This is a genomic window from Streptomyces sp. NPDC028331 (assembly GCF_055565775.1).
On the sequence record NZ_JBVHTR010000003.1, the window covers coordinates 1 to 23,924 of the forward strand.

Below are 23,924 nucleotides of genomic sequence, written 5' to 3' on the forward strand. Positions count from 1 at the left end.
GGGCTATCCCGGTGACACACACGGGAGCGGAACAATCGGAGGAATGATCCGACTGTTCACAGCGTCCTCGCTGTGTTTTCTTCAAAGGAACCTCGCCCCAGCCATCTCGGCTGGAGACGGGGTATCAACATATCTGGCGTTGACTTTTGGCACGCTGTTGAGTTCTCAAGGAACGGACGCTTCCTTCGTACTCACCCTCTCGGGCTTTCCTCCGGGCGCTTCCCTTCGGTGTTTCCGACTCTATCAGATCTTTTCTCGATCCGATTCCCGGTCGGCGGGATTGTCTCGGGCCTCGGCCTTTTCGGCCCCGGCCTTTCGACATTCACTACGTTAGCCGATTCCCGTCGTAACTCATAATCGAGTTCTCCGAGTTCGAATTCCGGGCATGCAGGCACGCCGAAATCCGCCCTCTGAGAGGGAGTCGCAGGTAGTGGGTTGGCCGCCTCGGCTGCTGGCTGAACGCCGTAACCGTTCCAGCGGCTCGGGCTACATTACGCATCCTCCAGGGACGCGTCAACTCCGCCGCCGCCGGGGCGTATGGGCCCGATAGGGGCTCACCGTCGGGTCGTCGGCCACCCAGAAGCGCCACGGGTGGACGGCTCCGTCGCCGGCGACGCCGGTGCGTGGGCCGTTTCGTACCTGGTCAGAAGGCACCGGCGCACCGGTCAGCATGCGCAGTGGAGTCTCTCCGGTGGTGCAGGCGTCCGTGCCGTCGAGAGCTCGGTCCACGCCCAGGGCCGTGGCCAGGCGGGCCGGGCCTTTGGCCAGTTCTTTGTCGTTACGGGCCGAGAGTCGTCGCTTCCGGGCGAGCTCGGCGCCCTCGACGATCTCGCCGGCCCGGAGCAGTACGGCACTCGCCCTGCCCACCGGACCGCACACCAGGTTCATGCAGTGCCACATGCCATAGGTGAAGTAGACGTACACATGACCGGGCGGACCGAACATGACGTCGTTGCGGGGTGTGCGGCCGCGATAGGCGTGGGACCCCGGGTCGTTCGGGCCGTCGTACGCCTCGACCTCCGTCAGGCGCAGCGCGATCGGGCCGTCGGGTGTGGTGCGGACGAGGATGCGCCCCAGGAGGTCGGGCGCGACCTCGAGTACAGGCCGGTCGAAGAACTCCCTGGGGAGGGGCGTACGGTCGGGGGTCGCGATCATGGCGTACGAGCGTAGTCCAGATGGGTGTGTGCCCAAGGGTGGTCGAGGGTCCTCGTCCTTGGAAGGGTTGGACGGTGGGACGCGGAACCGGCTCCTGGCCGGATCGCGTGTCTACGGATCCACGGATCGCACAGGTCTGCGGATCGCACGGATTACGAGGCTACGGGGCACGACGTTGCCTGGGAGGGAAGATTTCATGGGGTTCAAGCGGCTGCTCGCGAGCCTGGGGGCCGGCGGGGCGTCGGTCGAGACGGTGCTGACCGAGGTCAATGTCGTGCCGGGCGGTGTCGTCCAGGGCGAGGTGCGGATCCAGGGCGGCTCCGTGAATCAGGCGATCGAGGGCCTCAACGTCGGTCTCCAGGCCAAGGTCGAGGTCGAGAGCGGCGACGAGGAGTACCGCCAGAACATCGAGTTCACCAAGGTGCGGCTCGGTGGTGCCTTCGAACTCCAGGCGGGGGCGGTGCACGCCGTGCCGTTCGGGCTGGAGATTCCGTGGGAGACCCCGATCACCATGATTGACGGGCAGGCGTTGCGCGGGATGCACATCGGGGTGACGACCGAGCTGGAGATCGCGCGGGCCGTGGACTCCACCGACCTGGACCCGATCAACGTGCATCCGCTGCCCGCGCAGAAGGCCATCCTGGACGCGTTCATCCAGTTGGGCTTCCGCTTCAAGAGCGCGGACATGGAGCGCGGGCACATCCGGGGGACGCGGCAGTCGCTGCCGTTCTACCAGGAGATCGAGTTCTTCCCGCCGTCGCAGTACCGTGGCCTGAACCAGGTCGAGTTGAGCTTCGTGGCCGACGGGTACGAGATGGACGTCGTCCTGGAGATGGACAAGAAGCCGGGGCTGTTCAGCGAGGGCAGCGACTCGTACCGGGCCTTCAAGGTCGGTCTGAACGACTTCCAGGGCACCGACTGGGCCGCGTACCTCCATCAGTGGCTGTCGGAGGTCGGAAGCAAGCGCAGCTGGTTCTAGGCTCGGATGTGGAATCGGTTGATCCACTGACTGGGAGGTACCGAGGTGACCGAGCTCAAGAGGCCGCCGCTGCCGCACGACTTCCATCCGCCCGTGCCCTCGTTCACGGTGACGAGCGAGGACGTCGAGGCGGGTGCCAGGCTCAAGGACGCTCAGGTCCACTCCGCCGGGAACACCTCGCCGCAGTTGCGCTGGGAGGGCTTCCCACCGGAGACCAAGAGCTTCGCCGTGACGTGCTACGACCCGGACGCCCCGACGGGGAGCGGGTTCTGGCACTGGGTGCTGTTCGACATCCCGGCCTCGGTCACCGAGCTGCCGGCGGGTGCGGGCAGCGGGAAGTTCGAGGGACTGCCCGAGGGTGCGGTGCACGCGCGCAACGACTACGGGACGAAGGACTTCGGCGGTGCGGCGCCGCCGCCCGGGGACGGACCGCACCGGTACGTGTTCACGGTGTACGCCGTGGACCGGGAGAAGCTCGGCCCGGACTCGGACGCCTCTCCCGCCGTGGTCGGCTTCAACCTGCGGTTCCACGCGCTGGCGCGCGCCCAGCTCATCGGTGAGTACGAGAATCCCGCCGAGGGCTGACGCAGGCCCCCGTAAGACTGACGTTCATTGAACGTTTGCCCGCCTCTGGTCTTGGAAGTGATCAGAGGCGGGCATTTTTTATTTCGTTGTCCATCTCGGCGTGCCCGGCCAGAGTTGATCCAGCCCGCCACGGGGTGGGCAGGTGCACACAGGAGGTGGGCTGGATGCGTGACACGCTGGTGCTGAACGCGAGTTTCGAGCCGCTGTCGACGGTGACGCTGAACCGAGCCGTCGTTCTGGTGCTGCAGGCCAAGGCCGTGGTCGAGCAGGCCCACCCCGAACTCCGTATGCGGGGCGCGGATGTGGACATACCGGCGCCCCGGGTCATCAGGCTGTGCAGATACGTACGGGTGCCGTTCCGAAGACAAGCTCCGTGGTCGAGGCGGGGTGTCCTGGTGCGGGACAGGCACAGGTGCGCCTACTGCGGGAGGCGGGCGACGACCGTGGACCACGTGGTGCCGCGGTCGCAGGGTGGTGGCGACACCTGGCTGAACACGGTCGCCGCGTGTGCCGAGGACAACCACCGCAAGGCGAACCGGACTCCGGAGGAGGCCGGGATGACACTGCTGCGGCAGCCGTTCGAGCCGACGCCGGCGGACGCGATGCTCTTGGCGCTCGGGCAGGACGACTTGGAGGCGCTTCCGGGGTGGCTGTCGCAGAGCGCGGCGTGAGCGCTCCGCCGGCCGAACCGGCACTCCGCGGGTGGTTCGTGGGCTGCGGTCAGTACGTGGTCGGTCGCGCAGTTCCCCGCGCCCCCTTCGGGGCGCGGGACGCCGCCGACCGGCCGGACGCCGCTCAGTCGATGGACGGCTTCTCGCGGCGTTCCGTGCCCGTGCCGCCGTTGGTGGCCGAGGATCCCGAGGAGCCGCTGTTGCCACCGGATCCGCCTGCGAGGGGACCGAAGTTGCCCATGGCGCCGGACAGTCCCTTGAGGGCGTCGCCGATCTCGCTGGGGACGATCCAGAGCTTGTTGGCGTCGCCTTCGGCGATCTTCGGGAGCATCTGCAGGTACTGGTAGGAGAGCAGCTTCTGGTCGGGGTCGCCGGCGTGGATGGCCTCGAAGACCGTACGGACGGCCTGGGCCTCGCCCTCGGCGCGCAGGGCGGCGGCCTTGGCCTCACCCTCGGCCTTGAGGATCGCGGACTGCTTCTCGCCCTCGGCGGTGAGGATGGCCGCCTGGCGCGTGCCTTCGGCGGTGAGGATGGCGGCGCGCTTGTCACGGTCGGCGCGCATCTGCTTCTCCATCGAGTCCTGGATGGAGGTCGGGGGCTCGATGGCCTTCAGCTCGACGCGGTTGACGCGGATGCCCCACTTGCCGGTGGCCTCGTCGAGGACTCCGCGCAGGGCCGCGTTGATCTCCTCGCGGGAGGTCAGGGTGCGCTCGAGGTCCATGCCGCCGATGATGTTGCGCAGCGTGGTGACGGTGAGCTGTTCGATGGCCTGGATGTAGCTGGCGACCTCGTAGGTGGCGGCCCGGGCGTCGGTCACCTGGTAGTAGATGACGGTGTCGATGTTGACGACCAGGTTGTCCTGGGTGATCACCGGCTGCGGTGGGAACGGCACGACCTGTTCACGCAGGTCGATGCGGTTGCGGATGGAGTCGATGAACGGGACCACGATGTTCAGGCCCGCGTTCAGTGTCCGTGTGTAGCGGCCGAAGCGCTCGACGATGGCCGCGCTCGCCTGGGGGATGACCTGGATCGTCTTGATCAGGGCGATGAAGACCAACACCACCAGAATGATCAGGACGATGACGACCGGTCCCATCGTGATTCCCTGCTTCCTTCTCCGCCTCGGCGCCTGTGGGATCTTACGGTTGTTGAAGATCTTGCTGGTCGAGTGTGACAGACCGTCGTGTACCTCGTGGGCTGTTCGGCGCAGTTGCGTCGTTCGAGGTCACATGATGATCGCCGTGGCCCCGTCGATGTCCACGACGTCGACTTCCTGGCCCACGTCGTAGGCGAGTTGGCCATCGAGCGGCCGGGCGGACCAGACCTCGCCGGCGAGCTTGATGCGGCCGCCGCTCGCGTCGACGCGCTCCAGGACGACGGCCTGCCTGCCCTTCAACGCCTCGATGCCGGTGGCGAGTTGGGGCCGCTGGGCGTTGTGCCGGGCTGCGATGGGCCGGACCACGGCGATGAGCGCGACCGAGACGACGGCGAACACGGCGACCTGGAAGACCGCGTCGCCGCCGAGGCCACCGACCACGGCCGCCGCGACGGCGCCGACCGCGAGCATTCCGAGCTCCGGCATCGCGGTGATCACCAGTCCGATGCCGAGCGCCGCCGCGCCGATCAGCCACCACACCCACGCGTCGATGTCCACACGGTCATGGTAGGCCGCGGACATGGTCGCGCACAGGGCGCACAGTGGGGCGGAACCGGCTCCTCGCGGAGGTTTCGGAAGGTCAGGACAGGGGCAGGCCCTGGGCGGTCCAGCGCTCGCCGACCTGCTCGACGACGAGCGGGAGGCCGAAGCAGAGGGAGAGGTTGCGCGAGGTCAGCTCGAGCTCCAGGGGGCCGGCCGCGAGCACCTTGCCCTGGCGGATCATCAGGACGTGGGTGAAGCCGGGGGCGATCTCCTCGACGTGGTGCGTGACCATGATCATGGAGGGGGCGATCGGGTCTCGGGCGAGGCGGCCGAGCCGGCGTACGAGGTCCTCGCGGCCGCCGAGGTCGAGGCCGGCGGCGGGCTCGTCGAGGAGCAGCAGCTCGGGGTCGGACATCAGGGCGCGGGCGATGAGGGTGCGCTTGCGTTCGCCCTCGGAGAGGGTGCCGAACTTGCGGTCGAGGTACTCGCTCATGCCGAGGCGGTCGAGGAAGGCGCGGGCGCGCTGCTCGTCGACGTCCTCGTACTCCTCCTGCCAGCCGGCCGTCATGCCGTACGCGGCGGTCAGCACGGTCTGCAGGACGGTCTGCCGCTTGGGGAGCTTGTCGGCCATGGCGATGCCGGCCATGCCGATGCGGGGGCGCAGCTCGAAGACGTCGGTGCCGGGCCTGCCGAGGGTCTCGCCGAGGATGGTGGTGGTGCCCTTGCTGGGGTAGAGGTAGCTGGAGGCGACGTTCAGGAGCGTGGTCTTGCCGGCGCCGTTGGGGCCGAGGATGACCCAGCGCTCGCCCTCCTTGACCGACCAGGAGACCTGGTCCACCAGAGCCCGGCCCTCGCGGACCACGGATACGTCCTGAAGCTCCAGAACATCGCTCATGAGCGCGTTGTCTCCCCTTGCAGTGTGGCCTGTGTCGGCTCTCGCGTACGCCTGTGGGCGCGGTCCGCCACGCCGGTGGGCGCAGCCCCCACGAAATCTACGCCACCGGCCGCCCGGCCTATTCCATAGGTCGGCTCCTTAGGGTGGGGGCATGCTCTCGGAACCACGCTCAGGACGGCTGGCCGCATGGGGAAATGCCCTTTTGGCCGGACTTGTTTCGCCGGACGACGCCGCGTCCGCCATCGTCGAGGAGGATGCGGTGCACCGGGTGGAGGGGCTGCCGGGTGAGGCGTCACCCGTCGGTCTCACGCTCGCGCTGGGGCGGCTGCGCACGCTCGGGGTGACCGGGCTGCGGGTGGCGCTGCCCGCGCCGGGGCATCCGCTGGGGCTGAGCGGGCCGCCGGAGTTCAATGCGCGGGCGTTGGAGGCCGAGGAGGCGGTGGTCTGCTACGGGGCCGCCTTCGGGCTGGTGCCTTCGGTGGCCGGGGCGGGGCCGGAGGGCGATCGGCATGTGGAGGTCCTCTGGCACTGTCTGCCGGTGCGGGAGGCGCCGCCCGCCGACGTGCCCTCGCTCGGGGAGGCCGAGCGGGAGCTGGCGGAGGCGTTGCGGGAGGCGACGGAGGTCTTGTCGCGCCTGGATGTGGCGGGGTCGGGGCCGGTGGCGGAGGCGGCGATCGACGCGTACCGGGCGCGGGCCGAGCACGGCCGGGAGGTGCTGGCGCCGGGGTATCCGCCGCGGGCTGTGCGGGTGCTGGAGCTGGCCCGGCGGGTGGCGTTGCTGCTGTCACTGGCGTACCGGAACGGGCACGGCGGGGCGGTGAGCGCGTCGGAGATGGCGGCGCGGGCGCAGGCGCTGCGGCCGGTGGAGCGGACGGCTCGGCGGGCGCAGGTCGCGGCGTACAACTCCATCGTGGAGCAGCGGGAGCGGGGGTGACCGCCGGGTTGTCGGCGCCCCCGGGGTGGGCGGGCGTCCCTGAGGGCTCCGCCCCCAGACCCCCGTCGGCGTGAGCGGCCTCGTCCTGAGCGCCGGACGGGCTGATCTCGCCTCCCCCGGCCGCAAGGAGCCGGTGCCCGGGGAGGAAGGCGGAACGAGGGGGAGGGCATCAGGATGCGCCGAAGCCTCCCGGGCATGGGCCGGGAGGCTGGGTGATGCGCGGCGGGTTTGCGGAGCTCAGTGGTTGAGGCCGAGGTTGCCGAAGGCGGGGTTGAGGGCGCCGATCACGTTGACCGTGTTGCCGACCGCGTTCACCGGGATGTGGACCGGGGCCTGGACGACGTTGCCGGAGACGACACCCGGGGAGCCCACCGCCTTGCCGTCGGCGTGGGCCGAGTGGGCGGAGGCCATGCCCGTGCCGGCGGCGAGCAGGCCGCCGGCCACCATCGTCACGGCTGCGGCCTTCTTCAGGTTCTTCACTTCCGAGTCCTCCTTGCGATCACTGCGGCAGGTCCGCAGCACGCCTTGGAGAACGGCCGAGATCCACTGAGGATGCGCCACCCGGGTGACATACACCCGACGGTATGAAGATCCGTTCAGCCGTTAACGCCGTGCCGGACCGCCCACAGCGCCGCCTGCGTACGGTCCGCCAGGTCGAGCTTCATCAGGATGTTCGACACATGGGTCTTGACCGTCTTCTCCGACAGGACCAGCGCGCGGGCGATCTCCCGGTTCGAGCGGCCGTCCGCGATCAGGGCCAGGACCTCGCGCTCCCGCTCGGTGAGGGAACCCGCTCTGCCCTGGCCCGCCGTGGCCTCCTCCTGCGACAGCAGCGCGCCGGCGACCTCCGGCTGAAGGAGGATGTGGCCCGCGTGCACCGAGCGGATGGCTCCGGCGAGCGCGTCGGGGTCCACGTCCTTGTACACGTACCCGGCGGCGCCCGCGCGCAGTGCGGGGACCACCGTGCGCTGCTCGGTGAAGCTGGTCACGATCAGCACGCGCGCGGGGTTGCCGAGCTCGCGGAGCTTGCGCAGGGCGTCGATGCCGTCCATCCCCGGCATCTTGACGTCCATCAGGACCACGTCCGGATGCAGTTCCTGGGCGCGGGCGACCCCTTCCGCGCCGTCGGAGGCCTCTCCCACGACCTCGATGTCGTCCTGTACCTCCAGGAAGGTGCGCAGCCCGCGGCGGACCACCTGGTGGTCGTCGACGAGCAGCACCTTGATTGCGTCAGCCACCAGGGACCTCCATCTCGATCGTGGTGCCCTTCCCGGGCTCCGACTCCACGGTCAGCGTGCCGCCGACCCCGCTCGCCCGGTCGCGCATGGAGACCAGGCCGAGGTGGCGCCCCGCCCGGCGTGTCGCCCGGGGGTCGAATCCGCTGCCGTCGTCCGTGACGCGCAGCACGGCGCCCGCGCCGCGCTTGTCCAGCGTCACCTCGACCCGCTCGGCGCCGGAGTGCCGCAGGGCGTTGTGCAGGGCCTCCTGGGCGACGCGCAGCAGCGCCTCCTCCTGGGCGGCCGGCAGGGCGCGTACGCCGTGGCTGGAGAAGGTCACGCGCGCGGTGTGGGCGCGGTGCAGGACCTGGACCTGGGTGCGCAGGGTGGCGACCAGGCCGTCCTCGTCGAGGGCGGCCGGGCGCAACTCGACGACGGCGGCGCGCAGTTCGTCGGCGGCCTCCGCGGCGAGCGCGGCGACCTGCTGCAGCTCGCCCTTGGCCCGTCCGGGGTCGCGGTCGACCAGGGCGGCCGCCGCCTGGGCCGTCAGGCGCAGGGAGAACAGCTTCTGGCTGACCGCGTCGTGCAGCTCATGGGCCAGCCGGGAGCGCTCCTCGGCGATGGTCAGCTCGCGGCTGCGCTCGTACAGCCGGGCGTTGGTGAGGGCGATCGCGGCGTGCTGGGCGAGGATCGACAGCAGTTCCTCGTCGTCCTCGGTGAAGCCGCAGCCTCCGTCCGGCTTCGGGCACCGCTTGTTGGCCAGGAAGAGCGCGCCGATGACCTCGTCGCCGTCGCGGATGGGCAGGCCGAGGAAGTCGGACATCTCGGGGTGGGCGCTCGGCCAGCCCTCGAAGCGGGGGTCCTTGCGGACGTCGGCGAGCCGCTCCGCCTTCGCCTCGTGCAGCATCGCGGCCAGGATGCCGTGCTGGCGCGGCAGCGGGCCGATGGCCTTCCACTGCTCGTCGGAGACGCCGTCCACGACGAACTGGGCGAAGCCGCCGTGGTCGTCCGGCACACCGAGCGCCGCGTACTCCGCGTCGAGCAGCTCGCGGGCCGAGGCGACGATCGTCTTCAGGACGTCGCGCACCTCCAGGTGCCTGCTCATGGCCAGCAGCGCGGAGCTGACCGCGTACAGGCCCGACCGGGGTCCATGACTCATGACCTCACCGTACCGGTGAGATGTGACACTGCGTATCCGACGCGTGGCGGCCGTGCCCTGGTCCCCCGGCCCTAGGGCGAAGGGCCCTGGTTCTCTGCGGCCCGCGTCCGAGGCGGCGGCGCGGACGGCGTTCCTACGGTGAGGCCACCGCCGATCACCGGCGGCCACGGAACCAGGGGACGGTCATCATGCCGGTTGCGATCATCACGGGGGCTTCCAAGGGGCTGGGCCGGGCGCTCGGCGCGGCGCTGGCGCGGCGCGGCTGGGATCTGGTGCTGGACGCCAGGACCGCGCCCGTCCTGGCGGAGGCGGCGAAGGTGCTGGCCGGGTACGGGACGCGGGTGGAGGGCCTGCCGGGGGACGTCTCGGACGCGGGGCACCGTGCGGACCTGGTGGCGGCGGCCCGGAGGCTGGGCGGTCTCGACCTGCTGGTGCACAACGCGAGCGCGCTGGGCGCGGAGCCCCTGGTCCGGCTGGAGGAGCTGAGCCTGGCCGGACTGCGGCGGGCGCTGGAGGTGAACGCGGTCGCCGCGCTGGGCCTGGTGCAGGAGGCGCTGCCGCTGCTGCGGGCGTCGGAGGCGGGCACGGTGATCGCCGTCAGCTCGGACGCGGCGGCCGAGGCGTACGAGACGTGGGGCGGGTACGGGGCGTCGAAGGCGGCGCTGGACCATCTGGCGGCGGTGCTCGGCGTGGAGGAGCCGGGGCTGCGGGTGTGGACGGTGGACCCCGGGGACATGGCGACGGACCTGTACGCGGCGGCCGTACCGGACGACGTCGGTCCGCGGCCGGCGCCGGAGAGCGTGGTGCCCGCGTTCCTGCGGCTGCTGGACGAGCGCCCGGCGAGCGGCCGCTACGGTGCACCGTCCCTGCTGGAGACACGGTGAGGACGGCGCTGCGGGTCCCCGAGGAGCTGTCGGCGCGGATTCCGGCCGAGCAGCGGGGCCCGGGCCGGGACCGGGACTCGGTGCGGCTGCTGGTCTCGCGGGGCACCGAGGTCACGCACCACGCGTTCCCGGAGCTGCCGCGGCTGCTGCGGGCGGGGGACCTGCTCGTCGTGAACACCTCGCCGACGCTGGCGGCCGCGGTGGACGGGAGGATCGGGAACGCGCGCGTGGTGGTGCACTTCTCGACGCGCGGCGACGACGGACGGTGGGCCGTCGAGCTGCGGGATCCGGACGGCAGGGGCACCACGCGCGCGCGTGCGGGAGGGCCCGCGGGGATCGAGGTGTCCCTCCCCCAGGATGTGCGGCTGGTTCTGGAGGAGCCCCTGTCGGGGCGGAGCGACCGCCTGTGGTGGGCCCGTCCGTCGGATGGGGACATGTCCGGGCTGCTGGGCCGGCACGGGCGGCCCATCCGTTACTCCTATACGGACGGGGACCAGCCGCTCGCCGCGTATCAGACGGTGTTCGCGCTGCCGTCCGCCGACGGCGCCGGCAGTGCGGAGATGCCGAGTGCGGCGCGGCCCTTCACCGCGCGGACGGTGACGGAGCTGGTGAGCCGGGGGGTGGGGTTCGCGCCGGTCAGTCTGCACACCGGGGTGGCGTCCGCGGAGGCGCACGAGCCGCCGTACCCGGAGCGTTTCGCGGTGCCGGAGACGTCCGCGTGGCTGATCAACGCGGTGAAGGCGGCGGGCCGGAGGGTGATCGCGGTCGGTACGACGGCCGTGCGGGCCGTGGAGTCGGCGGCCGGTGCCGACGGTGTCGTACGGGCGCGGGAGGGCTGGACCGATCTGGTGGTGACGCCCGCACGCGGGGTGCGGGTGGTCGACGGGCTGCTGACCGGTCTGCACGAGCCGGGGGCCTCGCATCTGCTGATGTTGGAGGCGGTCGCGGGGCGGGCGGCGATCGACCGTGGCTATGAGATGGCGCTGGCCGGGCGGTATCTGTGGCACGAATTCGGTGACGCGCATCTCATCCTGCCGCCGAATTAGCCTCACCCAGAGCATTGCTCCAGCAACTCTTTGTAAGAGTCGCGTCGGGCGAATGTGAGGACGCGCATAGGGCCCACGTCACATACGAAGACGCATAGGAGACGACGAAGGACCTTTTGAGCGGGGTAGGTGGGTCGATCTGCCCGGTTTTGCCCCTCCTCGGAGCACTATCCGGCGTAGTAGGTCACACCTTTGCCGAGACATTTTGCGGCCGCTAAGAATTGCTTCCGTCGCTCGGCGCCGCGGTCTCGTACCCGCGGCGCTTGTGCTGGAAACACCTGTTCTTCCGCCGGCGCCAGAGCGACCTCCGCGCAATTCGAAGAGGTCAATCAGTAATGCCCAAGAACATTCTCGGTCGCGCTCGCGCGCTCACCCAGGCCCATAAGCTCGCCATCGCCGGTACGGCCACTCTCGGTGCCGCGGCCCTCGCGTTCACCGCCGTGCCGAGCGAGGCGCAGACCCCCGCGCACGAGGCGCCCGTCGCCGCGGCGGTCCCGGCGACGGTCGGCAACCAGCCGGTCAAGACCCTCAAGGTCGCCGTCACCGACCAGATGGCCGCCTCCGGCCTGAAGGCCGAGGCCATCGCCGCCAAGCAGAAGGCCGCCCAGGACGCCGTCAAGAAGCAGGCGCAGCACAAGACCCAGCAGGCCGCCCCGCAGCGCCCGGCGCAGCAGCCCGCGAGCCGCTCCGCGCAGCGTCCCGCAGCGCAGCCGGTCGCCGCGAAGGCCTACGCGAACAACCTGGACGGCTGGATCCGCCAGTCCCTGGACATCATGCGGCAGCACGGCATCCCGGGTTCGTACAACGGCCTGTACCGCAACATCATGCGGGAGTCGTCCGGCAACCCGGCGGCGATCAACAACTGGGACATCAACGCCCGCAACGGCATCCCCTCCAAGGGGCTGCTCCAGGTCATCGACCCGACCTTCCGCGCCTACCACGTGTCCGGCACCTCGTGGAACATCTACGACCCGGTCGCCAACATCACCGCCGCCGCCAACTACGCGGCGCACCGCTACGGCTCGATGGACAACGTCAACAGCGCGTACTGAGGCCGCGCGGACCTCGGTCGCACATGTCGCACGTGGTCACATGGAGCCAGAAGGGCGGCACCCTGCCGGGTGCCGCCCTTCCCCGTTGCGTGCGACCGGTTACTTGCGCATGACCTCGGGTTCGTGGCGGCGCAGGAAGCGGGCCACAAGGAAGCCGCAGGCCACACCGAGGGCGATCAGGGCGATCATGTCGAGGGTCCAGGCCCCGGCCGTGTGGTTCCACAGCGGATCCGTGCTGGTCGGGTCGTCCGTGTTGGGCGCGATGTTGTTGAAGTCCAGCGTCGCACCGGCGGCGGCGACCGCCCAGCGGGACGGCATCAGGTACGAGAACTCGTTGACGCCGAGCGTGCCGTGCAGGGTGAAGAGGCAGCCGGTGAAGACGACCTGGATGATCGCGAACATGACCAGCAGCGGCATGGTCTTCTCGGCGGTCTTCACCAGGGCGGAGATGACCAGGCCGAACATCATCGAGGTGAAGCCCAGGGCCATGACGGGCACGCACAGCTCGAACAGCGTGGCGTCGCCGAGGACGACGCCCTGGGCGGGGATCTCCCGGCTGGAGAAGCCGATCAGGCCGACCATGAGGCCCTGCAGCACCGTGATGACGCCCAGGACGAACACCTTCGACATCAGGTACGCGGAACGGGACAGGCCGGTGGCGCGTTCCCGCTCGTAGATGACCCGTTCCTTGATCAGCTCACGGACGGAGTTCGCGGCGCCCGCGAAGCAGGCGCCGACCGCGAGTATCAGCAGGACCGTGGTGGCGGTGCCGTTCGGGACGTGGATGCCGGTCCTGGGGTTGACCGGGTTGACCAGCAGGCCCCTGTTGTGGTCGATGAGCAGGCTCACCGCGCCGAGCACCGCCGGGAGGATCACCGTCAGGGCCAGGAAGCCCTTGTCGGAGGCGATCACCGCGACGTACCGGCGGACCAGGGTGCCGAGCTGGGAGAGCCAGCTCTGCGGCTTGGGCGGCTTGATCGCCTGCGGCGGCGGCATGTGCACCGACTGCGGGGCGACCGCGTCGATGTCCGCGGCGTACATCCGGTAGTGCTCCGAGCCCTTCCAGCGGCCCGCCCAGTCGTAGTCGCGGTAGTTCTCGAAGGCGGAGAACACATCGGCCCAGGTTTCGTAGCCGAAGAAGTTCAGCGCCTCCTCCGGCGGCCCGAAGTAGGCGACGGCGCCGCCCGGCGCCATCACCAGCAGCTTGTCGCACAGGGCCAGTTCGGCCACGGAATGGGTCACGACGAGGACGGTGCGGCCGTCGTCGGCGAGGCCGCGCAGGAGCTGCATGACGTCACGGTCCATGCCCGGGTCGAGACCGGAGGTCGGCTCGTCCAGGAAGATCAGCGACGGCTTGGTGAGCAGCTCCAGGGCGACCGAGACGCGCTTGCGCTGACCGCCGGAGAGTGAGGTGACCTTCTTGTCCTTGTGGACGTCCAGCTTCAGTTCGCGCAGCACCTCGTCGATGCGGGCCTCGCGCTCGGCGGCCGTGGTGTCGGCGGGGAAGCGCAGCTTGGCCGCGTACTTGAGGGCCTTCTTGACGCTCAGCTCCTTGTGCAGGATGTCGTCCTGCGGGACCAGGCCGATGCGCTGGCGCAGTTCGGCGAACTGCTTGTAGAGGTTCCGGTTGTCGTAGAGGACGTCGCCCTGGTTGGCGGGCCGGTATCCGGTGAGCGCCTTCAGCAGCGTGGACTTGCCGGAGCCGGAGGGGCCGATGACCGCGATGAGCGACTTCTCGGGGACGCCGAAGGAGACGTCCTTGAGGATCTGCTTGCCGCCGTCGACCGTGACGGTGAGGTGGCGGGCGGAGAAGGAGATCTCACCGGTGTCGACGAACTCCTCGAGCCGGTCGCCGACCAGACGGAACGTCGAGTGGCCGACGCCGACGATGTCGCTCGGGCCGAGCAGCGCCGAGGCGCCCTTGCCGATCGGCATACCGTTGACGAACGTGCCGTTGTGCGAGCCCAGGTCGCGGATCTCGAAGCGGCCGTCGGGCGTGGCGTGGAACTCGGCGTGGTGGCGGGAGACCTGGAGGTCGGAGACGACCAGGTCGTTCTCCAGCGCACGGCCGATGCGCATCACCCGGCCGAGGGCGAGCTGGTGGAACGTGGTCGGGCTGCGGTCGCCGTAGACCGGCGGCGCGCCCGCACCGCCGCCGTGACCCTGCTGCTGCGGGATCTGCGGTGCCGCCTGCTGCGGCTGCTGCCGGGCCGGCTGGGGTGCCTGCGGCTGCGGGGCCTGCTGGGCCCACCCGGGGCCGGCGGCCTGGGCCGCGTACGGCTGCCGCTGGGGCTGGGCCTGCGGGGCGGCGACGGCGGCCGGGGCGCCGGACAGGGTCAGGCGCGGTCCGTCGGTCGGGTTGCCCAGGTGCACGGCCGAGCCGGGGCCGATCTCCGTCTGCTGGATCCGTCGGCCCTGGATGAAGGTGCCGTTGGTGCTGCCGTGGTCGTCGATGACCCAACTGCGGCCGGTGAAGCTGATCGTGGCGTGGCGCCAGGAGACCCTGGCGTCGTCGAGCACGATGTCCCCCTGCGGATCACGCCCCAGGGTGTACGTCCTGGACGCGTCGAGCGTCCAGCTGCGTCCGTTCAATTCCAGTACGAGTTCAGGCACTCCATGCCCCAGTGAGTTGTCCCCCGAATTGCCCCCATCACGGGGAGTCTAGGGATGTCGAACATCGTGGGGAACTATTTCAGGCTCTGTCCCGTGACCGAAAGTCGGGCCTCCTGGAAGGGGCGTAGACGCACTGGTACGCGCGCCGTTGACGGAGCGGAAACCCGGTCGGAGAGTGGTAATCCACGCGAGGCGGGACATCCACGGTGGATTGCCGCGGCGTGGATCGGGGGCTGACCATGGGCATCGAGGCCGTGCGGAACGGTGGGAGGCTGCCGTGGACGGATGTCCTGCTGTCCGCGATCGCCTCCGTGAGCTGGGCTTTGATCGGGATGGCGGGGACGGCGGCGCTCGGTCTGCATCTGCTGCGGGCGGACGCGGCGGGCTCGCTCGGGCCGATGACCGCGGCGGTCGTGGCCCTTGGGGCGAACGGGACGGTGACGCCGTCCGGGAACGTGTCGGCGTTCGGGCTGGAAGGCGCCGAGGCGACCACCGCCATCGAGATCACGCCACTCGGTGTGAGCCTGGTGGGGGCGCTCCTGCTGTGCTGGTTCTTCCTCAGGTCCTTGCGCGCTGCGGGAATTGTGGTCGGCCTGTCCGAACTCCTCGTGCGGGCGGGCACGGTGGTCGTTCTCTTCGTGGCGATGCTGGGCGGTCTGGCGTGGGCCGGGCATGACGTCATCACCATCGACGGGGGCGCTCTCGGGCTCGATCCCCTCCCGGGCGGAGGTGGCGGCGGCCTCGGCGTACCCGGCCTCGGGGACGTCGGCGGCCTGCTGCCGGACCGGCTCGGCGACCTGGTCGACGCCAAGGCCGCGGTCGGCTTCACCGTGGATACGGTGCCCACGCTGCTGGGGGGCGCCGCGTGGGCGGCCGGTGTGCTGGTGATCGCGCTGCTCGCGTCGCGGCGCACCCCGCTGCCGCGTGGCTGGGACGCGGTGCACCGGGTGGTGCGTCCCGCCGCGTCCGCGCTGGTGACGGTGTTGCTGGTGGCGGTGGTCGCCGGGCTCGCGGCGGCGGCGTACGCGGCGGTCGGCGACGGTCATCCGGCGCGGATCGCGGGGGCCGCGCTGCTCGGGGCGCCCAACGGCACGTGGCTGGGCGTGCCGCTCGGCCTGTTCGTGCCGTGGGACGGCAGGGCCGCAGGCGGCCTGCTGAAACTGCTGCCCGCTCCGCTGGACCGGCTGCTGAGCGTGGGGACGGACCAGCGCGTCACGGTGGGACGCCTGGCCGGTCTGGACGGCAGGGCCTGGCTGCTGGTCGTCGCCGCGGTGCTCATGATGCTCTTCGCGGGCGTCCTGACGGCGGCGCGTACGCCCGTCGTAGGAGCCCGGGGTGGAGCGCGTGGCCCCGGTGCGCCCGGTGCGGTCGTACGGCCGGTGGGTCCGCTCGGCTTCGCAGGGCGCTGTGCGCTGCGGCTCGGGGTCGTGACGGCGCTGGCGCTGCCGCTGCTGGCCTGGTTGACGGAGGTGTCGGTGGACGCCTCGCTGTCGGTCCTCGGGTTCGACGCGTTCGGCGCGGCGGTGCAGTTGCACGGGCGACTGGGCACGGCACTGCTGCTGGGTGCCGTGTGGGGGGCGGGGGCGGGGGCCGCCGGGGCGCTGCTGGCGTACGGGACGGGGGCGGCGGGGAGCCGGGCGGCACGACTGGCGACGGGTCAGGTGGGGCTGCCCGAGCCACCGCGGTACCCGCCGGTCCCGCAGTCACCGGGCCCCTACGCCCCGAGCAGGCCCCACCGGCCCCCGAACCCGGACACGAACCCCTATCTACGGCTGCCGGACGGGCTGGGCGAGCCGGAGGACGCGCGGCCGGGTGGCGCCCCGCGGGACGGCGGGCGGCGCGGCGGCGTGCCGCGCGTGGCCGGGCCGTCCGGCGGCGCGCCACCGGACGGTGCGGAGGGCGGGAGCGTCCCGGCGGGAGGTGCCCCGCCCGACGGGCCCCGTGCCGAGTCCGCGCCGTCCCCTCCCGCCGATGTCCATGGCGCGGCCACCGTGGTCCGGCCGATCGAGCCGCCCAAGCGGCCGGGCCGGCGGACTCCGTCGTCCTCCGACCGGTGGCCTCCCCCGCCGCCGCCTCCGCCGCCTCCGCCGCCTCCGCCCGACCGGCCCCGCGGGCGGCGCTGACCCGGCGGCCGTCCACGTCGGGTCCGCAGCGCTCACGCCGCGCCGGTGGCCTGCGCTTTCGCGGCCGTGCAACGCCTACGCCATCTGGGCGCAACCGAGTGTTCCCCGTCCGCTGGGCGGACCGGGCGGGCGGGGCGCAGGGGGCGCCGGATACGGTGGAAGCACCATGAGCGCTGTGCAGACCTCCGACGCCCCCACTCTCCTTGTCAAGATCTTCGGCAAGGACCGGCCCGGCCTGACCGCGGGCCTGTTCGACACCCTGGCCGCCTACCACGTCGACGTCGTCGACATCGAGCAGGTCGTCACCCGGGGCCGGATGGTGCTGTGCGCCCTGGTGACCGTGCCCCCGTCCGGCCTCGAGGGCGATCTGCGGGCCACCGTCCACACCTGGGCCGAGTCGATGAAGATGCAGGCGGAGATCATCTCCGGCATCGGCGACAACCGTCCGCGCGGCCTCGGCCGCTCCCTCGTCACCGTCCTCGGCCATCCGCTCACCGCCCACGCCACCGCCGCGATCGCCGCTCGCATCGCGGCCGCCGGCGGCAACATCGACCGTATCTTCCGGCTCGCCAAGTACCCCGTGACCGCGGTCGAGTTCGCCGTGTCGGGCGTGGAGACGGAGCCGCTGCGCACCGCCCTGGTGACCGACGCGGCGGCACTCGGTGTCGACGTCGCCGTCGTCGCGGCCGGTCTGCACCGGCGGGCCCAGCGGCTGGTCGTGATGGACGTGGACTCCACGCTCATCCAGGACGAGGTCATCGAACTGTTCGCCGCGCACGCCGGCTGCGAGGCGGAGGTCGCCGAGGTGACGGCGGCCGCCATGCGCGGCGAACTGGACTTCGAGCAGTCGCTGCACGCGCGTGTGGCGCTGCTGAAGGGGCTCGACGCGTCCGTGGTGGACAAGGTGCGCGCGGAGGTCCGGCTCACGCCGGGCGCGCGCACCCTGATCCGCACGCTGAAACGACTCGGCTTCCAAGTGGGCGTCGTCTCGGGCGGCTTCACCCAGGTCACGGACGACCTGAAGGAGCGGCTCGGGCTTGATTTCGCGCAGGCCAACACCCTGGAGATCGTCGACGGGAAGCTGACCGGCAAGGTCGTCGGGGAGATCGTGGACCGCGCGGGCAAGGCGCGACTGCTGCGCCGGTTCGCCGCCGAGGCGGGGGTGCCGCTGGCGCAGACCGTGGCGATCGGGGACGGGGCCAACGACCTCGACATGCTGAACGCGGCGGGTCTGGGGGTCGCCTTCAACGCCAAGCCCGTCGTCCGCGAGGCCGCGCACACCGCGGTGAACTTCCCCTTCCTGGACACCGTCCTGTATCTGCTCGGTGTCACCCGGGAAGAGGTCGAGGCGGCGGACGCGCACGACGACGACCGCTGACGCGGCTTGGACGCGACGGGGGGCCGGCACCGTCTGGTGCCGGGCCCCCGTCGCGATGCCGGGGTGTTTACTCGCTCGGGGCCCAGTAGTCGAGCAGGGTGGCCGTGCCCGGTTCCAGCGCCTTCCAGGAGCCGTCGAAGGAGAGTACGACGAAGGCGGCGGCCGGGAAGCCGCGTCGGCTCAGCCGCTCACGGGCATCGCCCTCGGTCTCGCCGGACAGGACGTCCGCCAGGCCGTGGATGCCGGGGTTGTGACCGATCAGCACCACGTTCCGCACGTCGTCGGCGGTTTCGTTGAGCACGGCGATGAGCTCGCCGGGCGAGGCCTCGTAGAGCCGCTCCTCATAGACGGTTTTCGGCCGGTGCGGCAGCTCCTGGACGGCGAGCTTCCACGTCTCGCGGGTGCGGGTGGCGGTGGAGCACAGGGCCAGGTCGAGGGTGATGCCGGTCTCGGCCAGCTTCAGTCCGGCGGCGGCCGCGTCCTGGCGGCCCCGGTCGGCGAGCGGACGCTCATGGTCGGGAACCTGCGGCCAGTCGGCCTTCGCATGCCGGAAGAGGACAATCCTGCGGGGTTCTGCGGAGCTCATGAGTCCCAGCTTCGCACGAAACAGGCCAAGGGGCGCAGGGAGTTGGCAGCGCCGCGATCCGCCCGCTCACCGGCCTCCGCACCGCCGCCGTCCCGCGCGGGGCCCGCCCCGTACGCCGCGCGCCGGTGTCACCGTCCGTCGCCCCGCATCACTGTGCGTGGTGCGTCACCGCGTGCTGCACGCGCTCGAGGAGGTGGCTGAGTGCGGGGTCGCCACCGGCCCCGGTGTCCGCCGGGTTGAGTATCAGCGTCAGCAGGGCGACGAAGGCGAGCGTGGGCAGGACGAGGGCCCACCAGGGCAACCGCATGTCGACGCCGCCCGTGGTCGCCGGGTGGGGCCGGGTGTGCGTACGGGCCGACATGACTGCCTCCGTGGGTCCTCGAGTGGTCCAGGGGCCGCGTCTCGCGGCCACATCTCGAAGGTACGGAGGCGGCGACCCTCAACCCATCCGGTGACCCACCCACTTGACCCTGACACTCACCCCCTAGGGGATGGGGGGCCAGCACCACCATGGGGCGTCGCCGGTCCGTCACGGTGAGGCGAGCGTCGCGATGACGGCGATGATCGCGAAGATGGCGAAGAACGCGCCGAAGACGAGCAGCATCTTCTTCTGGCCGTTCTGGGGATTCGGTTCGAGCACGGGCATACGCCCAGTTTCGCACCCTCCCCCGCCCGGGCCGCGGCGGGGGCGGTCCCGTCGTTCAGCGCGCCGCCTCGTCCTCCACGATCCGGTCACGGCCCGCCAGGACGCCCACCGCGATCTGCGGGATCATCAGCCCGGCCATCAGCGCGAGCGGTCCGCCCCAGCCGCCGCTGTGCTGGTAGAGGACGCCGACCAGCAGCGGCCCGGGGATCGACAGCAGATACCCGGTGCTCTGCGCGAACGCCGACAGCTTGGCCACGCCCGCGCCGGTGCGGGCCCGCATCCCCACCATGGTGAGCGCGAGCGGGAAGGCGCAGTTGGAGATGCCGAGCAGCACCGCCCACGCCCAGGCGCCGCCCGCCGGGGCCCAGTACAGACCCGCGTATCCGGCCAGACCGCAGACGCCGAGCACGATCACGATGGGGCCCTGGTGCGGGAGCCGGGCGGCCAGCCGTGGGATGGCGAACGCGAGGGGCACGCCCATCGCCATGGTGACGGCCAGGAGGACACCGGCCCGGCCGGCGGGCACCCCGGCGTCGCGGAAGATCTGCGCCATCCAGCCCATCGTGATGTAGGCCGCCGTGGCCTGGAGACCGAAGAAGACGGCCAGCGCCCACGCGGTACGGCTCCGGGTGATCCGCAGCCCGCCGGGCTCCACGCGCGCGGAGGCGGTGTCGCCGGCCGCGGAGGCGGTGTCCCCGGCCGCGTCACCGGCACCGCGGGCGCGGACGAACGGGATCCACGGCAGGACGGCCACCGCCGCCAGTGCCGCCCACAGGGCGAGCCCGGACTGCCACCGTCCGCCCAGGCCGTCGGTCAGGGGGACCGTGAGGGCCGCCGCGGCGGAGGTGCCCAGGGCGAGCGCCATGGAGTACAGGCCCGTCATGGAGCCCACCCGGTGGGGGAACCAGCGCTTGACGATCACGGGCATCAGGACGTTGCCGACCGCGATGCCCATCAGGGCGAGCGCGCTGGCGGCCAGGAAGCCGGCGGTGCTCCCGGCGTACGGGCGGATCACCAGGCCGGCGGTGATCGCGGCCATTCCGGCGCAGACCACGGCGCCCGGCCCGAAGCGTCGGGCCAGCCGTGGCGCCATGACGCCGAAGACGGCGAAACAGAGGGGCGGCACGGAGGTGAGCAGACCCGCGACGCTGCCGCTCATGCCGAGACCGTCGCGCACCTCTTCGAGGAGGGCGCCGAGGCTGGTGATGGCGGGCCGCAGGTTGAGCGCGCTGAGGACGATGCCGACGACCATCAGACGCGTCCGCCACGCGCGCGTGGCCGGGGCCTCGGCATCGGCCGGCGTTCCCTGGGAACCGCGTATCGGTGCGGTCGTCGTCGTCCCGGTCTCTTCGGTTGCCATGCGCACCATCATAGAATCATAGGATGATTCGCCGTCCACTCCGGCCGCGTTACGCTCCCGGTCATCCGGCCTCGCTCTCGGGCCCGCACGAAGGACCGTCATGCCGCTGAGCCACCCCCGCCGATCCGCGCTGTCCGAGCAGGTCATCGCCGAGCTGCGGAACCAGATCACCTCGGGTGAATGGCCGGTGGGCTCCCGCATCCCCACCGAACCCGAGCTGGTCGAGCAGCTCGGAGTCGCCCGCAACACGGTCCGTGAGGCCGTCCGCGCACTCGCGCACAACGGTCTGCTCGACATCCGCCAGGGCTCCGGCACCTACGTCGTGGCGACCAGCGAGCTGGCGGGCGTGATGCACCGGCGGTTCGCCGACGCCGACCCGAACCACATCGCCGAGCTGCGCGCCACCCTGGAGTCGAGCGCCGCCCGGCTCGCTGCCGAGCGGCGCACCGAGCGCGACCTCAAACAGCTCGACGCCCTCCTTCTGCGCCGTGCGGAGGCGTGGGAGTCGGGCGATGCGGAGGCGTTCGTCACCGCCGACGCGACGTTCCACCTGGCCGTGGTGGCCGCCTCGCACAACGACGTGATGACCGCGATGTACGCGGACCTGGGCGAGGTGCTGCGGGACTGGCTGCGCGGCGACGTCGGCGAGGAGCTGACGCCTGGGACGTTCATGGACCACGCGCCGCTCGTGGACGCGATCCGCGCGGGCGACGCCGACACGGCTGCCGCGCGGGCGGCGAGCTATCCCCTGATGTGCGCTCCGGGGCGCCCGCACTCCGCCGGCCGCTGAGGCCCGCTCACCGCTGGTGGGTGACCCACGCCGAGCGCACCGCCTCCCAGCACCGCCCGGTCAGCCGCACGGTCATCGCGGGTCCCGCCTCGAGCGGGGCGGTGTCGGTGTCGATGTCCCACCACTGGGCGCACTCGATGTGCAGGCTCACGTGATCGGTGTCCGGATAGGGGTTGTGGCAGTACGCGACGACGTGGGCGCCGGTGGCGGTCACCCGGCACTCGGAGCCGAAGGGCTCCGGGTCGGCTGACTTTCCGCCGTCCTCACGCGCGTGCGCCGCGTCGTGCTTCCCGTGCGGCGGCAGGGCGTCGTACGGCAGGACCGTCACCAGGGCGAGGGACAGGAAGGCCGGGGCGAAGCGGTGGGACAAGCGCACAAGGGAACCTCCTCGGCCGTGCGGCGTGCGGGGCGGTGCGTCCTCCCAGCGTGTGTCCCGGACGGACCGGCACGCCCGGCCAGGTGCTCCGAACGGGCGACGCCCCGCTGCCCGCGCGGAGCGGGAAGCGGGGCGTCGGCCTCGTACGACCGGGCGATGCGGGTGCGTCAGCGATTGCGCAGTCGCTGACGCGGGCCGGGAGTGCACGTTCACGTGCCCCGCGGCGCACCCGCGGCGCGGGCTCAGGCGCCGATGGCGTGCAGCCCGCCGTCCACATGGACGATCTCGCCGGTGGTCTTCGGGAACCAGTCGCTCAGCAGGGCGACGATGCCCCGGCCGGCCGGCTCCGGGTCCTTCAGGTCCCACTCCAGCGGGGAGCGGCTGTCCCACACGGAGGCCAGCTGGTCGAAGCCCGGGATGGACTTGGCGGCCATGGAGCCGAGCGGGCCCGCGGAGACGAGGTTGCAGCGGATGTTCTGCTTGCCCAGGTCACGGGCGAGGTAGCGGCTGGTGGCCTCCAGGGCGGCCTTGGCCGGGCCCATCCAGTCGTACTGCGGCCAGGCGAACTGGGCGTCGAAGGTGAGGCCGACGACCGAGCCGCCGTTCTGCATCAGCGGCAGGCAGGCCATGGTCAGCGACTTCAGGGAGTACGCCGAGACGTGCATGGCCGTGGCGACCGACTCGAACGGGGTGTTGAGGAAGTTGCCGCCGAGCGCGTCCTGCGGGGCGAAGCCGATGGAGTGCACGACTCCGTCGAGGCCGCCCAGCTCCTCGCCGACGACGTCGGCCAGCCGCCCGAGGTGCTCGTCGTTGGTGACGTCCAGCTCGACGACCTTGGTGGGCTTCGGCAGCTTCTTGGCGATGCGCTCGGTCAGCGTGGGCCGCGGGAACGCGGTCAGGATGACCTCGGCGCCCTGCTCCTGGGCGAGCTTCGCGGCGTGGAAGGCGATGGAGGCCTCCGTCAGCACACCGGTGATCAGGACGCGCTTGCCCTCGAGAATTCCGCTCATGGTGATCAGTGACCCATTCCCAGTCCGCCGTCAACGGGGATGACGGCTCCAGTGATGTACGAGGCGTCGTCGGAGGCGAGGAACCGCACCGCCGCGGCGATCTCCTCCGGCTGCGCGTACCGGCCGAGCGGCACCTGCGACACGATGTTCTCGCGCTGCTCGTCGCTGAGCACCTTGGTCATGTCCGTGTCCACGAAGCCGGGGGCGACGACGTTGAAGGTGATGTTGCGCGAGCCCAGCTCACGGGCGAGGGAGCGCGCGAAGCCGACCAGGGCGGCCTTGGAGGCGGCGTAGTTGGCCTGCCCCGCGGAGCCGAGCAGCCCCACGACCGAGGAGATCAGTACCACGCGGCCCTTCTTGGCGCGCAGCATGCCGCGGTTGGCGCGCTTGACGACGCGGAAGGTGCCGGTCAGGTTGGTCTCGATGACGGAGGTGAAGTCGTCCTCGGACATCCGCATCAGAAGCTGGTCCTTGGTGACGCCGGCGTTGGCGACGAGGACCTCGACCGGGCCGTGCTGGGCCTCGATCTCCTTGTAGGCCTGCTCCACCTGCTCGGTGTCGGTGATGTCGCACTTGACCGCGAGGCAGCCCAATTCCGTCAGGGCGGCCGGCGGCTCACCCGAGCGGTACGTGATCGCGACCTTGTCGCCGGCGTCGGCGAACGCGCGGGCGATGGCGAGGCCGATGCCCCGGTTGCCTCCAGTGACGAGAACCGAGCGGCTCAACGGATCACCCTTTCCATAGCGGTCTGGAACCCCTGCGAGACAGGCGCCTTCAGCGAAAACCTATCGGTCCGGCCGCCCGCGCGGACAATCGGGCACCGACA

General features: G+C 71.4%; 24 protein-coding genes and 1 pseudogene. 10 read left to right on the forward strand and 15 right to left on the reverse strand.

All coding sequences use genetic code 11. From position 1 onward, the window contains the following. Positions 1-513 precede the first annotated feature (513 nt). The gene (locus ACZ4SW_RS04045; protein WP_468237617.1) at positions 514-1,155 is read right to left on the reverse strand and encodes a DNA-3-methyladenine glycosylase; all 642 of its coding nucleotides are present in this window, start codon (positions 1,153-1,155) and stop codon (positions 514-516) included. Between the two features lie 196 nt (positions 1,156-1,351). Here ACZ4SW_RS04045 and ACZ4SW_RS04050 point away from each other — a divergent pair, with 196 nt between their 5' ends. From ACZ4SW_RS04050 to ACZ4SW_RS04060, 3 genes are all read left to right on the forward strand, one after another. Continuing rightward, complete coding sequence (locus tag ACZ4SW_RS04050; protein WP_468237619.1) at positions 1,352-2,134, forward strand: sporulation protein; 783 nt, start codon at positions 1,352-1,354, stop codon at positions 2,132-2,134. A gap of 45 nt (positions 2,135-2,179) precedes the next feature. Beyond that, entirely contained in the window at positions 2,180-2,719 is a 540-nt protein-coding gene (locus ACZ4SW_RS04055; RefSeq protein WP_468237622.1) for a YbhB/YbcL family Raf kinase inhibitor-like protein, read from the forward strand. Between the two features lie 164 nt (positions 2,720-2,883). Further along, positions 2,884-3,390: an HNH endonuclease gene (locus ACZ4SW_RS04060; RefSeq protein ID WP_468237624.1), complete on the forward strand. Its 507-nt coding sequence runs from the start codon at positions 2,884-2,886 to the stop codon at positions 3,388-3,390. Between the two features lie 124 nt (positions 3,391-3,514). Here ACZ4SW_RS04060 and ACZ4SW_RS04065 read toward each other — a convergent pair whose 3' ends face one another. The 3 genes and pseudogenes from ACZ4SW_RS04065 to ACZ4SW_RS04075 form a co-directional block, all read right to left on the reverse strand. Next, complete coding sequence (locus ACZ4SW_RS04065; RefSeq protein WP_468237627.1) at positions 3,515-4,486, reverse strand: SPFH domain-containing protein; 972 nt, start codon at positions 4,484-4,486, stop codon at positions 3,515-3,517. Between the two features lie 129 nt (positions 4,487-4,615). Further along, positions 4,616-5,068, reverse strand: a complete 453-nt coding sequence (locus ACZ4SW_RS04070) for an NfeD family protein (protein ID WP_468237629.1) — start codon at positions 5,066-5,068, stop codon at positions 4,616-4,618. 325 nt (positions 5,069-5,393) lie between these two features. Then, positions 5,394-5,924, reverse strand: a pseudogene (locus ACZ4SW_RS04075) (ABC transporter ATP-binding protein); the annotation flags it as partial. Positions 5,925-6,075: 151 nt separating this feature from the next. Here ACZ4SW_RS04075 and ACZ4SW_RS04080 point away from each other — a divergent pair. Beyond that, complete coding sequence (locus tag ACZ4SW_RS04080) at positions 6,076-6,858, forward strand: hypothetical protein (protein ID WP_468237632.1); 783 nt, start codon at positions 6,076-6,078, stop codon at positions 6,856-6,858. Positions 6,859-7,095: 237 nt separating this feature from the next. Here ACZ4SW_RS04080 and ACZ4SW_RS04085 read toward each other — a convergent pair whose 3' ends face one another. From ACZ4SW_RS04085 to ACZ4SW_RS04095, 3 genes are all read right to left on the reverse strand, one after another. Then, the gene (locus tag ACZ4SW_RS04085; protein WP_468237634.1) at positions 7,096-7,338 is read right to left on the reverse strand and encodes a chaplin; all 243 of its coding nucleotides are present in this window, start codon (positions 7,336-7,338) and stop codon (positions 7,096-7,098) included. Between the two features lie 116 nt (positions 7,339-7,454). Further along, complete coding sequence (locus ACZ4SW_RS04090) at positions 7,455-8,096, reverse strand: response regulator (RefSeq protein WP_468237636.1); 642 nt, start codon at positions 8,094-8,096, stop codon at positions 7,455-7,457. After that, complete coding sequence (locus ACZ4SW_RS04095; RefSeq protein ID WP_468237639.1) at positions 8,089-9,234, reverse strand: GAF domain-containing sensor histidine kinase; 1,146 nt, start codon at positions 9,232-9,234, stop codon at positions 8,089-8,091. The genes ACZ4SW_RS04090 and ACZ4SW_RS04095 overlap by 8 nt, the downstream gene beginning before the upstream one ends. Before the next feature lie 188 nt (positions 9,235-9,422). Between ACZ4SW_RS04095 and ACZ4SW_RS04100 the strand changes: the two genes are divergently transcribed. The 3 genes from ACZ4SW_RS04100 (at position 9,423) to ACZ4SW_RS04110 (ending at position 12,216) form a co-directional block, all read left to right on the forward strand. Further along, complete coding sequence (locus ACZ4SW_RS04100) at positions 9,423-10,118, forward strand: SDR family NAD(P)-dependent oxidoreductase (RefSeq protein WP_468237642.1); 696 nt, start codon at positions 9,423-9,425, stop codon at positions 10,116-10,118. After that, positions 10,115-11,164 (forward strand): S-adenosylmethionine:tRNA ribosyltransferase-isomerase, encoded by a 1,050-nt coding sequence (locus tag ACZ4SW_RS04105; RefSeq protein WP_468237645.1) that lies wholly within the window; start codon positions 10,115-10,117, stop codon positions 11,162-11,164. The genes ACZ4SW_RS04100 and ACZ4SW_RS04105 overlap by 4 nt, the downstream gene beginning before the upstream one ends. A 335-nt stretch (positions 11,165-11,499) precedes the next feature. Next, the gene (locus ACZ4SW_RS04110; protein WP_468237648.1) at positions 11,500-12,216 is read left to right on the forward strand and encodes a transglycosylase SLT domain-containing protein; all 717 of its coding nucleotides are present in this window, start codon (positions 11,500-11,502) and stop codon (positions 12,214-12,216) included. A 99-nt stretch (positions 12,217-12,315) separates the two neighbouring features. Here ACZ4SW_RS04110 and ACZ4SW_RS04115 read toward each other — a convergent pair whose 3' ends face one another. Next, on the reverse strand, positions 12,316-14,829 hold the full coding sequence (locus ACZ4SW_RS04115) for an ABC transporter ATP-binding protein/permease (RefSeq protein WP_468237650.1): 2,514 nt from the start codon (positions 14,827-14,829) through the stop codon (positions 12,316-12,318). Positions 14,830-15,068: 239 nt separating this feature from the next. Here ACZ4SW_RS04115 and ACZ4SW_RS04120 point away from each other — a divergent pair, with 239 nt between their 5' ends. Together ACZ4SW_RS04120 and serB are read left to right on the forward strand one after the other, a co-directional pair. After that, positions 15,069-16,952 (forward strand): streptophobe family protein, encoded by a 1,884-nt coding sequence (locus ACZ4SW_RS04120; RefSeq protein WP_468238495.1) that lies wholly within the window; start codon positions 15,069-15,071, stop codon positions 16,950-16,952. A 166-nt stretch (positions 16,953-17,118) separates the two neighbouring features. After that, on the forward strand, positions 17,119-18,330 hold the full coding sequence (gene serB, locus ACZ4SW_RS04125) for a phosphoserine phosphatase SerB (RefSeq protein WP_468237652.1): 1,212 nt from the start codon (positions 17,119-17,121) through the stop codon (positions 18,328-18,330). 67 nt (positions 18,331-18,397) lie between these two features. On the opposite strand, the gene ACZ4SW_RS04130 is transcribed toward serB, so the two are convergent. The 4 genes from ACZ4SW_RS04130 to ACZ4SW_RS04145 all read right to left on the reverse strand — a co-directional run bounded on the left by ACZ4SW_RS04130 (position 18,398) and on the right by ACZ4SW_RS04145 (position 20,934). Beyond that, positions 18,398-18,916, reverse strand: a complete 519-nt coding sequence (locus ACZ4SW_RS04130; protein WP_468237654.1) for a SixA phosphatase family protein — start codon at positions 18,914-18,916, stop codon at positions 18,398-18,400. A 148-nt stretch (positions 18,917-19,064) separates the two neighbouring features. Next, complete coding sequence (locus tag ACZ4SW_RS04135) at positions 19,065-19,277, reverse strand: hypothetical protein (RefSeq protein WP_468237657.1); 213 nt, start codon at positions 19,275-19,277, stop codon at positions 19,065-19,067. A gap of 168 nt (positions 19,278-19,445) precedes the next feature. After that, on the reverse strand, positions 19,446-19,562 hold the full coding sequence (locus tag ACZ4SW_RS04140; RefSeq protein WP_468237659.1) for an SGM_5486 family transporter-associated protein: 117 nt from the start codon (positions 19,560-19,562) through the stop codon (positions 19,446-19,448). A gap of 55 nt (positions 19,563-19,617) precedes the next feature. Continuing rightward, positions 19,618-20,934 carry a CynX/NimT family MFS transporter gene (locus ACZ4SW_RS04145; protein WP_468237661.1) on the reverse strand — a complete coding sequence of 439 codons (1,317 nt, stop codon included), beginning with the start codon at positions 20,932-20,934 and terminating at the stop codon, positions 19,618-19,620. An 88-nt stretch (positions 20,935-21,022) separates the two neighbouring features. On the opposite strand from ACZ4SW_RS04145, the gene ACZ4SW_RS04150 reads away from it, so the two are divergent. After that, complete coding sequence (locus ACZ4SW_RS04150) at positions 21,023-21,712, forward strand: FadR/GntR family transcriptional regulator (protein ID WP_468237664.1); 690 nt, start codon at positions 21,023-21,025, stop codon at positions 21,710-21,712. 7 nt (positions 21,713-21,719) lie between these two features. Here the strand turns inward: ACZ4SW_RS04150 and ACZ4SW_RS04155 are convergent, their stop codons facing one another. The 3 genes from ACZ4SW_RS04155 to fabG all read right to left on the reverse strand — a co-directional run bounded on the left by ACZ4SW_RS04155 (position 21,720) and on the right by fabG (position 23,823). Next, positions 21,720-22,088, reverse strand: a complete 369-nt coding sequence (locus ACZ4SW_RS04155; protein WP_468237666.1) for a hypothetical protein — start codon at positions 22,086-22,088, stop codon at positions 21,720-21,722. Between the two features lie 242 nt (positions 22,089-22,330). After that, on the reverse strand, positions 22,331-23,098 hold the full coding sequence (gene fabI, locus ACZ4SW_RS04160; RefSeq protein WP_389001674.1) for an enoyl-ACP reductase FabI: 768 nt from the start codon (positions 23,096-23,098) through the stop codon (positions 22,331-22,333). Between the two features lie 5 nt (positions 23,099-23,103). Then, positions 23,104-23,823, reverse strand: a complete 720-nt coding sequence (gene fabG / locus ACZ4SW_RS04165; RefSeq protein WP_468237668.1) for a 3-oxoacyl-[acyl-carrier-protein] reductase — start codon at positions 23,821-23,823, stop codon at positions 23,104-23,106. Positions 23,824-23,924: the final 101 nt, after the last annotated feature.

Excerpts from the sequence above, each read along its gene's own strand:
- ACZ4SW_RS04045 (WP_468237617.1), bottom strand. The coding sequence starts at position 1,155 with ATGATCGCGACCCCCGACCGTACGCCCCTCCCCAGGGAGTTCTTCGAC.
- ACZ4SW_RS04050 (WP_468237619.1), top strand. The coding sequence starts at position 1,352 with ATGGGGTTCAAGCGGCTGCTCGCGAGCCTGGGGGCCGGCGGGGCGTCG.
- ACZ4SW_RS04060 (WP_468237624.1), top strand. The coding sequence starts at position 2,884 with ATGCGTGACACGCTGGTGCTGAACGCGAGTTTCGAGCCGCTGTCGACG.
- ACZ4SW_RS04065 (WP_468237627.1), bottom strand. The coding sequence starts at position 4,486 with ATGGGACCGGTCGTCATCGTCCTGATCATTCTGGTGGTGTTGGTCTTC.
- ACZ4SW_RS04070 (WP_468237629.1), bottom strand. The coding sequence starts at position 5,068 with ATGTCCGCGGCCTACCATGACCGTGTGGACATCGACGCGTGGGTGTGG.
- ACZ4SW_RS04080 (WP_468237632.1), top strand. The coding sequence starts at position 6,076 with ATGCTCTCGGAACCACGCTCAGGACGGCTGGCCGCATGGGGAAATGCC.
- ACZ4SW_RS04095 (WP_468237639.1), bottom strand. The coding sequence starts at position 9,234 with ATGAGTCATGGACCCCGGTCGGGCCTGTACGCGGTCAGCTCCGCGCTG.
- ACZ4SW_RS04100 (WP_468237642.1), top strand. The coding sequence starts at position 9,423 with ATGCCGGTTGCGATCATCACGGGGGCTTCCAAGGGGCTGGGCCGGGCG.
- ACZ4SW_RS04110 (WP_468237648.1), top strand. The coding sequence starts at position 11,500 with ATGCCCAAGAACATTCTCGGTCGCGCTCGCGCGCTCACCCAGGCCCAT.
- ACZ4SW_RS04120 (WP_468238495.1), top strand. The coding sequence starts at position 15,069 with ATGGGCATCGAGGCCGTGCGGAACGGTGGGAGGCTGCCGTGGACGGAT.
- serB (WP_468237652.1), top strand. The coding sequence starts at position 17,119 with ATGAGCGCTGTGCAGACCTCCGACGCCCCCACTCTCCTTGTCAAGATC.
- ACZ4SW_RS04130 (WP_468237654.1), bottom strand. The coding sequence starts at position 18,916 with ATGAGCTCCGCAGAACCCCGCAGGATTGTCCTCTTCCGGCATGCGAAG.
- ACZ4SW_RS04135 (WP_468237657.1), bottom strand. The coding sequence starts at position 19,277 with ATGTCGGCCCGTACGCACACCCGGCCCCACCCGGCGACCACGGGCGGC.
- ACZ4SW_RS04140 (WP_468237659.1), bottom strand. The coding sequence starts at position 19,562 with ATGCCCGTGCTCGAACCGAATCCCCAGAACGGCCAGAAGAAGATGCTG.
- ACZ4SW_RS04145 (WP_468237661.1), bottom strand. The coding sequence starts at position 20,934 with ATGATGGTGCGCATGGCAACCGAAGAGACCGGGACGACGACGACCGCA.
- ACZ4SW_RS04150 (WP_468237664.1), top strand. The coding sequence starts at position 21,023 with ATGCCGCTGAGCCACCCCCGCCGATCCGCGCTGTCCGAGCAGGTCATC.
- fabI (WP_389001674.1), bottom strand. The coding sequence starts at position 23,098 with ATGAGCGGAATTCTCGAGGGCAAGCGCGTCCTGATCACCGGTGTGCTG.